Source organism: Variovorax sp. Varisp41 (genome assembly GCF_047325085.1).
Lineage (GTDB): Bacteria > Pseudomonadota > Gammaproteobacteria > Burkholderiales > Burkholderiaceae_C > Variovorax.
In genome coordinates, this window is the sequence record NZ_CP168540.1 from 5,857,123 (window position 1) to 5,870,897 (window position 13,775).

Here is a 13,775-nt window from a genome sequence, read left to right on the forward strand (position 1 = left end):
AAAGCCGCGCGGGTGCTGTCGTCCGCGCCCGCCGAGGCAGCGCGCGACCAGGCCGCGCCGGCCCTGCCGCCGGCCGCGAGCTGGGCGCTCTACGACCTCGCGGCCGACCGGCTGCTGGGCCACGAGCCCGCCGCCGGCAGCTATCCGCCGGCCGGCCTCGCCAAGCTCGCGACCGCGATGCTGGTGGAGCGCAAGCTGGTCGCCGAGCAGCGTGACCGGCGCGCCGAGCGCACGCCGATCGCGGTCGGCGCCGAGGCCATGGTGCGGCTGTCGGTGCAGCGCCTGCTCGAGGCCGTGCTGATCGCCTCGTCGGACAGCGCGGCCTTCGCGCTCGCCGCCTGGCACAGCGGCACCACCGAGGCCTTCGTCGAGGCCATGAACCGCCAGGCCGTGGCCTGGGGCCTGCGCGACACCCGCTTCGCCTGTCCCGCGGGCCAGGACGAGAGCGCGCGCAGCAACGCGGTCGACGTGCTGCGGCTGGCGGCGCGGCTCATGCGCGACCATCCGGCGCTCGCCGCCATCGCCGGCAAGACCCGGCTCGACCCCTGGGAGCAGGCGCTGCCCAACGTCAACCTGCTGCTGGGCACGGTGCGCGGCGTCGACGGCCTGGCCGCGGCCTTCTCGCCCGCGACGGGCGCGCACCAGATCGCCACCGCGGCGCACGAGGGCCGGCGCCTGCTGGCCGTGGTGCTCGGCGCGCCGGACCGCGTGGTCTGCGCCCGGCTCGCGGCGGCGCTGCTGCGCAAGGGTTTCTCGATGCCGGTGGCGGCGGCGCCGGCCTGCGCCCCGCGGCCGGCTGTCAGGCGCGGCCCGACATCGGCCACAGCCGCACGGCCAGCGCCGCGGCCGAGGAGGCGATCGCCAGCGCCGTCACCGCGGCCCAGCCCCATTGCGCGAGCGCCAGCGCACCCACCGCGGAGCCGATCGCCATGCCGATGAACATGGCCGTGAACAGCACCGCGTTGAGCCGGCTGCGCGCGCCGGGCTCGATGCCGTAGACGATGGTCTGGTGCGCGATCAGCGTGGCCTGCACGCCGAGGTCGAAGCCGATCACCGCCACCACGATCACCGCGAGCTGCGCGCCGGGCGCCATCAGCGGCGCGAGTGCCATCACCGCGAACGAGACCACCACCAGCGCGGCGCCCAGCCGCGTCACCAGTTCCGGGCCGCGGCGGTCGGCCAGCCGGCCCGCGAGCGGCGCGGCCAGCGCGCCGGCCGCGCCGGCCAGGCCGAAGGCGCCGGCCGCGGTGCTGCCGAGGTGGAAGGGCTCGCCGTGCAGCATCACGGCCAGCGTGGACCAGAAGGCGCTGAAGCCGATCGAGATCAGCCCCTGCGCCCAGGCCGCGCGGCGCAGCGCGCCATGGCGTTGCCACAGCGTGGCCAGCGAGCGCAGCAGCGCGCCGTAGGCCAGGTGCGTGGTGGCCTTGAAGCGCGGCAGCCCGCGCCAGGCGGCGGCGCCGATCAGCGCGATGCTGGCGGCGGCGGCCACGAACATCGTGCGCCAGCCGAAGTGCTCGGCCACGAAGCCGCTGACCACGCGCGACAGCAGGATGCCGAACAGCAGCCCGGTCATCACCGTGCCCACGGTCTTGCCGCGGCTGGCCTCGGGCGCCAGGGTGGCGGCGGCGGGCACGATGTCCTGCGCCATGGTGGCGGCCAGCCCGATCGCCAGGCTCGCGGCCAGCAGCATGCCGATCGAGGGCGAGGCGCCCGCGAGCAGCAGCGCCACGCACAGCACGGCCGCCTTGGCGAGGATGATGCGGCGCCGGTCGTAGCGGTCGCCCAGCGGCGCCAGGAACAGGATGCCCAGCGCATAGCCGAGCTGGGTCAGCGTGGGCACGAAGCCGACCGTGCGCGTCGGCGCGCCGATGTCGGCCGCGAGCACGCCCAGCATCGGCTGGCTGTAATAGAGGGCGGCCACCGCGAAGCCGGCGCCGCTGGCGAGCAGCAGCACCAGCGAGGCGGGCAGGGCCGGGGCGGCCGGCGCCAGCGGCTTGGTGCCCGCATGCGCTGCTTGAATGGAAGACATGGTATTTACCCTTGGATTCGGCGGAAAGTGCGCGGAGTTTGCAGGGCGGAGCGCTCGAACGGTAGCCCTCGGCAGTGAACAACGCATATACGTTTGACGCATACAAGGCGCAGAATCCCGCGATGGCATCGAATTCCGCTCCCGAAACGCCCGCCGTTCTCCCGGGCGCCGCCCCGGCCGACCGTGTCGAGCTCATGCAGACCTTCGTCCGCATCGTCGAGGCCGGCAGCCTGTCGGCCGCCGCGGCCCAGCTCGGCATGAGCCAGCCCACCGTGAGCCGGCGCCTGCAGGCGCTCGAGCGCTCGCTCGGGCTGCGCCTGCTGCGGCGCTCCACCCACGGCATGAAGCTCACCGAGGACGGCGAACGCTGCTTCGCGCGCGCGAAGGAACTGCTGGCCGACTGGGCCGCGTTCGAGGACGAGCTGCGCGGCGCCGGCCGCGCGGCGGAAGGCACGCTGCGCGTGATCGCGCCGCATGCGCTCGGGCAGGACCTGCTGATGCATCCGCTGTACCGCTACCTGCGCGAGAACCCGCGCGTCGACGTCGAATGGCTGCTGCACGACCGGCGTCCCGACTTCATCACCGAGAACATCGACTGCGCGATCCAGGTCGGCGAGATCGACGACCCCTCGGTGGTGGCGCTCAAGCTCTCGGAGATCCCGCGCATCGTGGCCGCCGCGCCGGCGCTGATGGAAGGCCGGCCGCCGATCGCGCATGCCTCCGAACTCGCGGCGCTGCCCTGGCTGGCGCTGCGCACCTTCTACCGCACCGAGCTGCGGCTCTCGCACGTGACGACCGGCGAGGAATGCCGGGTGCCGATCCGCCCGCGCCTGAGCACCGACGGCCTCTACGCGCTGCGCAACGCGGCCGTGCTGGGGCTCGGCGCCTGCATGGGCTCGGCCTGGCTGCTCAACGACGACATCGCGCGCGGCCGGCTGCTGCGGCTGGTGCCGCAATGGCAGGCGCCGCCGCTGCCGGTGTACCTCGTTTATCCGCAGACGCGCTTCCAGTCGGCCAAGCTGCGGCACTTCATCGAGGCGGTGCGCGCCGCGCTGCCGCGCGCGATCGACGTGGCCGATTCGCTCGCGGGCGTGGTGGCCTGAGGCACGGCGACGCCAGCGGAGGACTTCATGCTCACCCACAAGCAGTTGCGCTACTTCGTCGACATCGTCGATGCCGGCAGCTTCAGCCTCGCGGCGGAACGGCTCTACATCGCGCAGTCGGCGCTGAGCCGGCAGGTCAAGGAGATGGAAACCCAGCTGCAGGTGCCGCTGCTCGAGCGCGGCACACGCCAGCTCGAGATGACGCCGGCCGGCCGCTCGCTGTATGCCGATGCGCGCCAGATCCTGCGCGCGCTCGATGCCGCCGCGCTGGGCGCGCGCCAGGCGCAGCGCGGCATCGAGGGCACGGTGCAGCTGCTGCATTCGAGCTCGGTGCCGCTGTCGCCGGTGCTGCTCGGCGCGCTGCGCTCGCATGCGCTGCGCTGTCCGGGCGTGGCGATCGAGGTCGCGCAGGCCTCGTCCGAGCACCAGGCGCTCGACATCGCCGAGGGCCGCGCCGACATCGGCCTCGCGCGCGCGCCGGTGCTGCGCCGCCATCCGGGCGTGGGCCATGCGCCGCTGTTCGACGAGCCGCTGGTGGTGCTGCTGCCCGCCGCGCATGCGCTGGCCGGGCGCGCGCGGCTGCGGCTCGCCGAGCTGCGTGCCGAGCCCTTCGTCGCGTTGCCGCACCGCGAGCGCGGCGGACTCAGCCATGCGGTGGCCGAGCTGTGCCGCGCCGAGGGCTTCGAGCCCGTGGGCGCGCAGGTGCGCTCGCGCAAGTGGTCGCAGCTCGCGCTGGTGCAGGCCGGCTTCGGCCTCGCGATCGTGCCGGCCTCGATGGCCGCGCTGGCGCCCGCGGGCGTGCGCGCGCTGCCGCTCGACGGCGAGGGCTGCCGCAGCGGCGTGCTGGTGCTGTGGCGCGAGGGCGGGCCGCGGCATGCGCTCGCGCTGCGCGAGTCTCTGCAGGCCGCGTTCGCGCCAGCGATCTGATTTCGAGATCGCCGCACGCCGCATTCGGCATTGGCGCGGCGCGGCGCCAGCGCCTAGATTCGCGTCCCATGACCTTGTCGTCGTCCCTGCAGCACCTGCTGCCCTTCACGCCGCTGCAGTTGCTGGCCATCTGCGCCGGCATCGTCGCGGCCTACGTGATCTTCGGCATCGCCGGCTTCGGCACCGCGCTGGTCGCCGGGCCCGTGCTTGCGCAGTTCGTGCCGGTGGCCACGGTCGTGCCGCTGCTGGCGCTGCTCGACTTCGTCGCGGCCGTGGTCAACGTGAGCCGCGATGCCGGCGCGGCCGACCGCGCCGAGCTGCGCCGGCTGGTGCCGCTGATGGCGTTCGGCAGTCTCGTGGGCGCCGCGCTGCTGCTGCTCGGGCGGCCGCAGGCGATGCTGCTGGCGCTGGGCATCTTCGCGGTCGCCTATGCGCTGTATGCGCTCAGCGGCTGGCGGCCGGTCGCGCGGCTCTCGGCGCGCGTGGCCGTGCCCTTCGGCTTCGTCGGCGGCATCTTCTCGGCCATGTTCGGCAGCGGCGGCTTCATCTACGCGATCTATCTCGCGGGCCGCATCGACGAAAAGGAACGCGTGCGCGTCACCCAGTCCACGCTGATCGGCCTCAGCACGCTCACGCGCGCGCTGCTGTTCCTGGTGGCTGGCGTGTATGCGGACGCCTCGATCCTCGCGCTGGCCGTGCTGCTGCTGCCCGCGATGCTGCTGGGCACCGCGCTGGGCCGGCGCATCACGCTGCGGCTGTCGCGCGAGCAGTTCCTGCGCGTGGTCGCGCTCGCGGTGCTGTGCTCGGGCGCCTTCCTGATCGTGCGCTACGCGATGGCCTGAAGCCCGTGCGCTCAGGCCGCCTGCAGCCGGGGCGGCGCGACCTCGGGTTCCGCGCGCAGTTCGGCGCGCCGCGCGGCGATCGCTTCGGCAAGGAACTCCGCGTCGCGCGCCACGCCCGAGAAACGTCCCGAACCCCAGGTGTGCAGCCACGGCAGCCCGAGGAAGTACAGGCCCGGCTCGCGCGTGACGCCGCGCTGGTGCACCGGATGGCCGCGGCCGTTGAACACCGGCGCGTCGACCCAGGCGAAGTCGGGCGAGAAGCCGATGCACCACAGCACGCTGGCGATGCCCGCGGCCGCGAGATCGAGCCGGGTGCGTTCCTCGGCCGGCTCCCACACGGGCGCGTAGACCGAGGGCGGCGGCGCCTCGATGCCGCTGGCGGCGATGAACTTGTCGATCGAGGCGTTGATGCCGTTGTAGATGCGGTCGGCATGGTCGAGGTGCTCGCGCAGGTTGGGCTGGAACTGCAGCACGCCCTGGTCCAGGTCGGTCAGCAGGCCGAACAGTTCCATGCCCTCGCGCGCGAAGCGCCGCAGGTCGATGTCGCGCCCGCCGTCGCGGCCGGTCACGTAGTGGTTGGTGTTGTCGCGCACGCCCTCGCGCAGCGGGTGGGCCGTGACCGGCATGTCGTAGTACTGCATGTCGGCCAGCCAGTCGACCACCTCGCGGCCGCGGTAGAAGCGCGCGCAGCGCGGTGCGTCGCCCGTGGCCAGGTAGACCTTGCGGCCGGCCAGGTGCAGGTCCTCGGCGATCTGCGCGCCCGACTGGCCGCAGCCCACCACCAGCACCGCGCCCTCGGGCAGTTGCGCGGGGTTGCGGTACTGCGCCGAGTGGTACTGCGCCACCGAGGCCGGCAGCTTCTCGGCCAGCCGCGGCACGATCGGCTTGTGGTAGCCGCCCGAGGCCACCACCACCTGGTCGGCGGTGTAGAGGCCGGCGTCGGTCTGCACCTCGTAGCGGCCGCGCTCGCCGCTTTGCGGCACGTGCACCACGCGCTGCACCGTCACGCCCTCGAGCGCGGGCGGCTTCACCTGCGCCACGAAGCCCGCGAGCCAGTCGTTGATCTGGTCCTTGACCATGAAGCCGTGCGGATCGTCGCCCTGGTAGGGCCAGCCCGGCAGCTGGCATTGCCAGTTGGGCGTGACCAGGCAGAACGAATCCCAGCGCTGCGTGCGCCAGCTGTGGACCAGGCTGCGCTTCTCGATCACGAGGTGGTCGATGCCGCGCTGCTGCAGGCAGTGGCTCAGCGACAGGCCGGCCTGGCCGCCGCCGACGATCGCCACGCTGTAGTGGCTGCGGCCGCCGTAGGGATGCTCGGGATGGGTGGGGTGGGACATGGGGTCTCTCTTTCTCGATGGGGGCGCAAGGGGGAGGTCAGTCGAAGGCCAGCACGGTGACTTCGGCGGCGGGCTCGAAGCGCGCGGCGATGCGCTCGATCTCGGCGAGCTGGTCCATCGCCTGCGAACAGGCGAAGCCATACTTCGCGCGCACGCGTTCGGAGGCGATGCCGAGCGCCTCGCGCGTGCGCCGCAGGAAATCGTCGAGCGCATAGCGTTCGCCGGGCGCGAGGAAGTCGCGCACCACCAGCGAGGGCGAGTAGCAGCGCGATTCGCTGGCATCGGGCCAGCGCACCTGGAAATGCATCACGGGCATGGGGCGGTCCTCGTCTCGATGGCGTGGGGGCGGCGCAGGCCTTCGCGGTAGAGGGCGACGTGCCGCTGCGCGCTCTCGGCCCAGCTGAAGTGCCGCGCGAGCCGGGCCGCCGATCGCGCGATGCGCGCGTCGTCGCGGCGCGCGAGCGCCTCGGCCAAGGCCTGCGCGATCGAGCCCGCATCGAGCGGGTCGGCCCAGCTCACGTCCTCGGGCGCGAGGTAGTCGGTGAAGGGCGCGATGCGCGAGGCCACCACGGGCCGGCCGCTCGCCAGGCCTTCGAGCACCACCAGCCCGAAGCCTTCGCGCAGCGAGGGCATCGCGACCACGTCGGCCAAGCGATAGAGCGCGGGCATGTCCTCGTCGGCCAGCGGCCCGGTGAGCCGCACGGCGCGGTCCGGGCCTTCGGCCAGCCCGAGGCGCGCGAGCGCGCCGGCGAAGGCCTGCATGGCGGCGCTGTGGTCGAGCAGGCTCGCGCCGCCCGCGATCACCAATTGCGCATCGGCCTGGCCCGGGCGCTGCCGCAGCAGCGCGAAGGCCTCGAGCAGGCGCAGCGTGTTCTTGCGCTCCTCGACGCCGCCGACGGCCAGCACCACCGGCGCGCCGGTACGGATGCCGAGTCGCCGCGCGAGCGCCGCGTCGCCGGCCTGCATGCGCGGCGAGAAGCGCGCGGTGTCGATGCCGTTCGCCACCTCCTGCGCCGCGATCCCGTGGTGCCGCGCGAGATGCTCGCACCACAGCCGGCTCACGCAGAACATCTGCCGCGCGCGGACGAAGGCCTGGTGCTGCCAGTGCGCGAGCTGCGCATCGGCGAAGTCGTCGAGGTGATGGACCGTGCGCACGAAGCCCTCGATGCGGCCCATGTCCTGCAGCCGCGCCAGCGCGTTGCCGCCGATCGAATCGTGGGTGTGGAGCACGTCGAAGCGCTCGTGCTCGAGCAGCGTGCCCAGGTGGTCGACGAAGGCCGCGATGCGCGTGCGCACCATCGCCACCGTGTCGGCCGGCGTGCCGTGCACCGGCACGAGCTCGGCGCGGCAGGGCGGTTCGCGGAAGAAGCGCTGGCCCGGCGCGGCCGGCGCGAACACGGTGACGGCATGGCCGGCCTCGTGCAGCGCACGCGCGAGTTCCAGCGTGTGGACCACGCCGCCGCGCGGGTTGACCGAATGCGTGAGCAGCCCGATGCGCAGCGGGCGCTCGAGGTCGTCGTCAGCCATGGCGGGCCTCCTCGCGCAGGCCGGACGGCGCCGGCGGCTGGATGAAGGCGTCGCGGCCGAAGTCCCACAGCAGGGCCTCCTCGCCATCGGCGCGCAGGCGCACGGTGCGGCTGGGGTCCACGGTGCCGATCACGCCGCAGGCGATGTCGCGCGCCGCGAAGCGCGCGAGCACGCGCGCGAGCTGCGCGGGCGCGACGCTGAGCACGAAGCCGTAGCTCGGGAACGACGACAGCCAGCGCAACAGCGGCACGCCCTCGGGCTTCGGCAGCGCATCGAGCTCGATCGAGGCGCCCACGCCCGAGCATTCGAGCAGCATCATCGCGGTGCCGACCGCGCCGGCCATGCTGATGTCCTTGCCGGCGCGGCACAGGCCGGCCTCGGCCAGCGCAGGCAGCAGCTCGAGGTCGGCGCGCAGCCGCGCGGCCGGCGCGCGCGTCGAGGCGTTCCAGTAGGGGAAGGGCTCCTCGTAGGCGCCGCGCAGGTCGGCCGCCATCACCAGCAGGTCGCCGGGCCGCGCATCGAAGCTCGTGATCAGCCGGCGCGCATGGCCGAGGATCGCGACCGCGAGCTGCGGCCGCTCGCTGCGGTTGTTGCTGTGGCCGCCGACGATCGGCACGCCATAGCGCGCCGCGGCCTCGGCCATGCCGCCGAGCACCTGGTCGGCCGGGTTCATGCCGCTGCTCCAGAGCGCGTCGACCACCGCGGTCGGGCGCCCGCCCATCGCGTAGATGTCGCTCACGTTGACCATCACGCCGCAGTAGCCCGCGAACCAGGGCATGCGCACGATGAAGTCCTCGACCAGCCCCTCGATCGCGAACAGCAGGTAGCCGCCGCGGCCGTCGGGAATGGCGGCGCAGTCGTCGCCCACGGGCACGGCCTGCGCGAGCGCCGCGTGGCCGCCGGGCAGCGAGCGGCCCAGCGCGGCCACCACCTCGCTGATGTCGCGCTTGTGGGCGAAGCCGCGCGTGGCGCGCAGCGCTTCGGCGATCTCGGCGGCGCGGCTCATCGCGGCACCTTCGCGCGCGTGACGAAGCCGCTGACCGGGTCGTGGCAGGGCGGATAGAAGCCGAGGTCGGCACGCATGCGCGCATGCGGGCGGCCCTGCACCTCGCATTCGCCGAGCGTGGTCCAGCCGAGCTTGCGGAAAAGCGGCTCGTTCTGCAGCTGCACCTGCGCGAGGAACAGCGTGCAGCCCAGCGCATGGGCGCGCGACACCGCGAGCCGGATCAGCGTGGCGCCCAGGTGGCCCTGGCTGCGGAAGGCCGGGTGCACCGCGAGCCGCGAGCCCCACCATTCGCCCGCGGCCGTGCCGCGATGGATGCGCACCGTGCCCACCACCTGCTCGGGCATGCCGGCGTTGCACGACATCGCGACCAGCAGCAGCGCATGGTCGTCGATCGCGTCGCGGTCGTCGCGGGCGAAGATGCCCTGCTCGATGCAGAACACCGCGCGGCGCAGCGCCATCGCCTCGTCGCGCTCCCATTGCTGGGCGGCCTCGCGCACGAGGTATTCGACCGGCGCGTAGGCCAGCGGCAGCTCGCTCCAGGCTTCGGCGGTCTTCATCTCAGGCCTCGTAGACGGACAGAGAAGAACACGCGCCGCACTTGCCGCAGCCGGCCTTGATGTCGGCCGAGCGCAGGCCGGCGGCCGCGACGCGCCGGCCCAGCGGCTCGAGCAGCGACTTCATGAACTCGGGCGTGGGCGCGGGATGGTCCTCGAGCGGCGTGCCGCTGATCGGCACGAAGGGCACGACGAAGGGGTAGACGCCGCGCGCGAGCAACTCGTCGCAGACCGAGAGGATGGCCTCGCGCGAATCGCCGAGGCCCGCGAGGATGTAGGTGCTGACCTGGCCGCGGCCGAACACCGCCACCGCGGCCTCGAAGGCGCTCATGTAGCGCGACACCGGCACGCTGGCCTTGCCCGGCATGATGCGTTCGCGCACTTCGGGCGTGACCACCTCCAGGTGCATGCCCAGCGTGTCGATGCCCGCGGCCTTCATGCGCTGGAACCAGCGGTCGTCGTCGGGCGGCTCGCACTGGCCCTGGATCGGGATGTCGACCGCGGCCTTGATCGCGAAGGCGCTCTCGCAGAGCACCGCCGCGCCGCGGTCGGTGGCGTTGGGCGTGCCGGTGGTCAGCACCATGTGCTTCACGCCGTCGAGCAGCACGGCCGCGCGCGCCACCTCGGCGAGCTGCTGCGGCGTCTTGTGCGCGATGGTGCGGCCGGCCGCGAGCGACTGGCCGATCGCGCAGAACTTGCAGCTCTTGCGCCGGCTCTCGTAGCGGATGCAGGTCTGCAGCACGGTGGTGGCGAGCACGTCGCTGCCGTGCAAGGTGGCGATGTGCGAATAGGGCACGCCGTCGAAGGTCTGCATCGCATAGAAGCGCGGCTGGCGCGGAAAGGCGATGTTCGCGATCGGGATGCTGCCGCGCATCACGCGGCTCACGCCCTGCGCGTTCGGCGCCTCGGCCGTGAACGGCGAATGCCAGGCGCTCGCGGTGTGCACCGGCACCATGATCGTGTGGCCGTCGACCAGCACGGCCTTGTGGTCCGAGGGGCCGGCGCCGCCGCGGCGGGATCAACCAGCCGCAACCCGAAGGACTGGAGCTCCGTCATCAGCTGGCGGCTGTCCACCGGCGCGGGATTCGGTGCGGGGTTCGATGCGAGGGCGGCGGTCGTCGTCATGGTCGGGGCTCCGTGGGTGGGAAGAAAGGGTGTGCATCGGCACGGTGGTGGCCGCGGGCCGGTCGTCGATGGCGAGCGAGAGCAGCTCGGGGCGCGCGTAGTGGCCCACCGAATCCATCATTCGCTTGCGCTTGGCGATCAGCGCCATGTCGAGGTCGGCGATCACCATGCCCTCGCCCTCGGTGAGCGGCGGCGCGAGATGCCGGCCCTCGGGCGAGACGATGGCCGTGTGGCAGCCGCCGCGCAGCGCCTTCTGCAGGTTCGGGTCGGGCGTGACGCTGCGGATCTGCTCGTCGCTGAGCCAGCCGGTGGCGTTGACCACGAAGCAGCCCGACTCGAGCGCGTGGTGGCGGATCGTCACCTCCATCTGCTCGGCGAAGATCGGGCCCACCAGCGAGCCCGGGAACTGCGCGCAGTGGATCTCCTCGTGCTGCGCCATCAGGCTGTAGCGCGCCAGCGGGTTGTAGTGCTCCCAGCAGGCCAGCGCGCCGACGCGGCCGATGGCGGTGTCGACCACCTTGAGCCCGGCGCCGTCGCCCTGGCCCCAGACCATGCGCTCGTGGTAGGTCGGCGTGATCTTGCGGCGCTTGAGTGCGAGCGTGCCGTCGGCGTCGAACACCAGCTGCGTGTTGTAGAGGCTGCCGTGGTCGCGCTCGTTCACGCCGAGCACCACCACCACGCCGCGGGCGCGCGCCCGCTCGGCCACGGCCTGCGTGACCGGGCCGGGCACCACCACCGCGCGTTCGGCCAGCAGCAGGTGCGGCGCGCCCTGCAGCACCGGCGGCAGCACGAAGCTGAAGTAGGGGTAGTAGGGCATGAAGGTCTCGGGGAAGACCGCGAGCTGCGCGCCCTTGGAAGCGGCTTCGTCGATCGCGCTGCACACCCGATCGAGCGTGCCGTCGGGACGGTCGAAGTCCGGCGCGATCTGGATCGCCGCGGCGCGGACGATGCGGGGTGCGGTGGCCATCGCTTACAGCGTCCAGGTGTCGAGGATGAAGGCGTTGGCCTTGCGGTGCAGCAGGATCAGGTCGAGCACGTCGAGCGGGTTGATCGGCTTGATGCCCTCGATCAGCGCGCCCTCGCCATGGCCGTAGAGCGCCTGCAGCGCGAAGCGGCAGGCGTAGACCTTGCCGCCCTCGGCGATGAAGGTGGCGATCTGCTTGTTGAAGTTCTGGTGGCCCGGGAAGGCCTCGTCGCCCAGCGTCGGGAAGCCGCGCTGCACGCCCAGCGTGACGCCGGGGCCGTAGAGCAGGATCGAGGTCTCGAAGCCCTTGCGCTTGAGGCGGGTGGCCTGCAGCAGGTTGACGAAGCCGATCGAGCCTTCGAAGGCCACGGTGTGGAAGGTCACGAGCGCCTTCTCGCCGGGCTCGGCCTTCACGTCTTCGAACACCTTCTCTTCGTAGTCGACGAGGAACTCGCCTTTTTCGTTGCGGGGACGGGTCACGGTGGGCATGGGGTACTCCGGTGAAAGGGATGAAGGAGAGGAACGCAGCAGCGTCTGCGCGCCTTCTTCTTCGCATGCCATGTGCCAGGGCGCGGGGCCCGCGATGCAATCAAGTTGCGATCAAGGCGCAGCGGTGCCGCATGCGGGCGCGAAAAAATTTCCGCGCGGGTGTCGCGGACGCGTCGCGCGGCCTTCGCGGCGGGCCGGGCCGCACCGTGGCGAAGCGTTCGGCGTGCGATCAATGCACCCGATCAATGGGGCTGATCGCACCCGTTCGAGGCATCGCTGGCCCTGGGAACCCCCAGGGGACGGGCACGTTTCCTGCGGGTTGATCGGTCCCCCGATGCAATCAATGGATGCAATCAAGTGGCCGCCACCGACACCGCCCCGATCGCCCCCGTCACGCTGCACTGGCGCAAGCAGCTGCGCGCCAGCGCCAAGCCGGCCTACCTGCTGCTGGCCGACCTGATCGCCGACGACATCCGCACCGGCCGGCTCGGCGCGCGCGACCGGCTGCCCACGCTGCGCGAGCTGGCGGCGGACCTGCAGCTCAACTACACGACCGTGGCGCGCGGCTACGCCGAGGCGCGCAAGCGCGGGCTGATCGACTCGCGCGCGGGCACCGGCACCTTCATCCGCACCGGCAGCCCGAGCCTGCGGCTGCGCGGCGGCAGCGGCGCCGAGATGACGATGAACATGCCGCCCGAGCCGCGCGACGAGCACCTGGTGGCGCGCATGCACGAGGGCGCCGCGCAGGCCTTCGCGCAGGCCGACCTCTACGACCTGCTGCGCTACCAGGACTTCGGCGGCACGGTGCACGATCGCGAGGCCGCGATGCAGTGGCTGCGCCCGCACGTGCCCGAGGCCGGCGTCGACCGCATCCTCGTGTGCCCCGGCATCCACGGCGTGCTGACCGCGCTGATCTCGCAGCTCGCGCGGCCCGGCGAGCTGGTGTGCGTGGAGTCGCTGACCTATCCGGGCATCAAGGCCATCGCGGCCCAGCTCGGCGTGCAGCTGCATGCGCTGCAGCTCGACGACGACGGCCCGATCGCCGATGCCTTCGAGCACGCCTGCAAGACCCTGAAGCCCAAGGCGCTGTACTGCAATCCGACCCTGCTCAACCCCACCACCGGCACCGTGAGCCGCGCGCGGCGCGAGGCGCTGGCCGACGTGGCGCTGCGCTACGCGGTGCCGATCATCGAGGACGACGCCTACGGCATGCTGCCGCGCCAGATGCCGCCCACGCTCGCCACGCTGGCGCCCGCGCTGACCTACTACGTCACCGGCTTCTCCAAGTGCTTCGGCGCGGGGCTGCGCAGCGCCTATGTCTGCGCGCCGACCGCGCGCCAGTCGCAGCGGCTCGCGGGTGCCCTGCGCGCCACCACGGTGATGGCCTCGCCGGTCACCAATGCGCTGACCACGATGTGGGTCGAGGACGGCACGGCCGACGCCATGCTGCAGGCGGTGCGCGCCGAATCGGCCGCGCGCCAGCTGCTGGCCGCGCGCCACCTCGGCGGCCACGGGCTGCAGGCCCATCCCGAGGGCTTCCATGCCTGGCTGCCGCTCACGCCGGGCTGGAGCCCGGTCGAGTTCGCCTCCTTCCTGCGCACGCGCAACGTGGGCGTGGTCGCGAGCGCGGCCTTCTCGACCGACGGCGATCCGCCCGACGCGGTGCGCATCTGCCTCGGCGGGCCGATGTCGCACGAGGAGTGCGACGACGCGCTGCGGCTGATCGCGGACACGCTGACGCATCCGCTGCATCCGCACGCGACGGTGCAGGAAAGAGCCTTCTAGCCACATCGGATCGTGGCGGCGGACGCGGAGCTTGTTACGGCGTGAAACACCGGACTACAGCCCGGTAAGATCGCCGGACTGGCCGGA

Annotated in this window: 12 protein-coding genes and 2 pseudogenes; 5 read left to right on the forward strand and 9 right to left on the reverse strand. The window is 72.8% G+C overall.

What is annotated here, in order from left to right:
* Nucleotides 1–12 precede the first annotated feature (12 nt).
* Nucleotides 13–690 (forward strand): annotated as a pseudogene (locus tag ACEN9J_RS27210) (D-alanyl-D-alanine carboxypeptidase family protein); the annotation flags it as partial.
* A gap of 109 nt (nucleotides 691–799) precedes the next feature.
* On the opposite strand, the gene ACEN9J_RS27215 reads toward ACEN9J_RS27210, so the two are convergent.
* Nucleotides 800–2,029: an MFS transporter gene (locus ACEN9J_RS27215; protein WP_057597784.1), complete on the reverse strand. Its 1,230-nt coding sequence runs from the start codon at nucleotides 2,027–2,029 to the stop codon at nucleotides 800–802.
* Between the two features lie 194 nt (nucleotides 2,030–2,223).
* On the opposite strand from ACEN9J_RS27215, the gene ACEN9J_RS27220 reads away from it, so the two are divergent.
* From ACEN9J_RS27220 to ACEN9J_RS27230, 3 genes are all read left to right on the forward strand, one after another.
* Nucleotides 2,224–3,132 carry a LysR substrate-binding domain-containing protein gene (locus ACEN9J_RS27220; protein ID WP_413762546.1) on the forward strand — a complete coding sequence of 303 codons (909 nt, stop codon included), beginning with the start codon at nucleotides 2,224–2,226 and terminating at the stop codon, nucleotides 3,130–3,132.
* A gap of 27 nt (nucleotides 3,133–3,159) precedes the next feature.
* Nucleotides 3,160–4,059, forward strand: a complete 900-nt coding sequence (locus ACEN9J_RS27225; protein WP_057597782.1) for a LysR family transcriptional regulator — start codon at nucleotides 3,160–3,162, stop codon at nucleotides 4,057–4,059.
* Between the two features lie 68 nt (nucleotides 4,060–4,127).
* Nucleotides 4,128–4,901, forward strand: coding sequence for a sulfite exporter TauE/SafE family protein (locus ACEN9J_RS27230; protein ID WP_413762547.1), 774 nt, complete (start codon nucleotides 4,128–4,130; stop codon nucleotides 4,899–4,901).
* Nucleotides 4,902–4,912: 11 nt separating this feature from the next.
* On the opposite strand, the gene ACEN9J_RS27235 is transcribed toward ACEN9J_RS27230, so the two are convergent.
* The 8 genes and pseudogenes from ACEN9J_RS27235 to ACEN9J_RS27270 form a co-directional block, all read right to left on the reverse strand.
* Complete coding sequence (locus ACEN9J_RS27235) at nucleotides 4,913–6,238, reverse strand: MSMEG_0569 family flavin-dependent oxidoreductase (RefSeq protein WP_413762548.1); 1,326 nt, start codon at nucleotides 6,236–6,238, stop codon at nucleotides 4,913–4,915.
* Between the two features lie 37 nt (nucleotides 6,239–6,275).
* Nucleotides 6,276–6,554 carry an MSMEG_0570 family nitrogen starvation response protein gene (locus ACEN9J_RS27240; protein ID WP_057594432.1) on the reverse strand — a complete coding sequence of 93 codons (279 nt, stop codon included), beginning with the start codon at nucleotides 6,552–6,554 and terminating at the stop codon, nucleotides 6,276–6,278.
* Nucleotides 6,545–7,765, reverse strand: a complete 1,221-nt coding sequence (locus tag ACEN9J_RS27245; protein ID WP_413762549.1) for an MSMEG_0565 family glycosyltransferase — start codon at nucleotides 7,763–7,765, stop codon at nucleotides 6,545–6,547. The genes ACEN9J_RS27240 and ACEN9J_RS27245 overlap by 10 nt, the downstream gene beginning before the upstream one ends.
* Nucleotides 7,758–8,771 (reverse strand): sll0787 family AIR synthase-like protein, encoded by a 1,014-nt coding sequence (locus ACEN9J_RS27250; RefSeq protein WP_296787165.1) that lies wholly within the window; start codon nucleotides 8,769–8,771, stop codon nucleotides 7,758–7,760. The genes ACEN9J_RS27245 and ACEN9J_RS27250 overlap by 8 nt, the downstream gene beginning before the upstream one ends.
* Complete coding sequence (locus tag ACEN9J_RS27255; RefSeq protein ID WP_413762550.1) at nucleotides 8,768–9,328, reverse strand: MSMEG_0567/Sll0786 family nitrogen starvation N-acetyltransferase; 561 nt, start codon at nucleotides 9,326–9,328, stop codon at nucleotides 8,768–8,770. Before ACEN9J_RS27255 ends, ACEN9J_RS27250 begins: the two co-directional genes overlap by 4 nt.
* A gap of 1 nt (nucleotide 9,329) precedes the next feature.
* A pseudogene (locus tag ACEN9J_RS27260) lies at nucleotides 9,330–10,381 on the reverse strand (MSMEG_0568 family radical SAM protein).
* Nucleotides 10,344–11,417, reverse strand: coding sequence for a Nit6803 family nitrilase (locus ACEN9J_RS27265; RefSeq protein ID WP_413762551.1), 1,074 nt, complete (start codon nucleotides 11,415–11,417; stop codon nucleotides 10,344–10,346). The pseudogene ACEN9J_RS27260 and the gene ACEN9J_RS27265 overlap by 38 nt, the downstream one beginning before the upstream one ends.
* 3 nt (nucleotides 11,418–11,420) lie before the next feature.
* Entirely contained in the window at nucleotides 11,421–11,903 is a 483-nt protein-coding gene (locus ACEN9J_RS27270; RefSeq protein WP_093340760.1) for an MSMEG_0572/Sll0783 family nitrogen starvation response protein, read from the reverse strand.
* Between the two features lie 357 nt (nucleotides 11,904–12,260).
* Between ACEN9J_RS27270 and ACEN9J_RS27275 the strand changes: the two genes are divergently transcribed.
* Complete coding sequence (locus ACEN9J_RS27275; RefSeq protein ID WP_413762552.1) at nucleotides 12,261–13,688, forward strand: PLP-dependent aminotransferase family protein; 1,428 nt, start codon at nucleotides 12,261–12,263, stop codon at nucleotides 13,686–13,688.
* The last annotated feature ends 87 nt before the right edge of the window (nucleotides 13,689–13,775 follow it).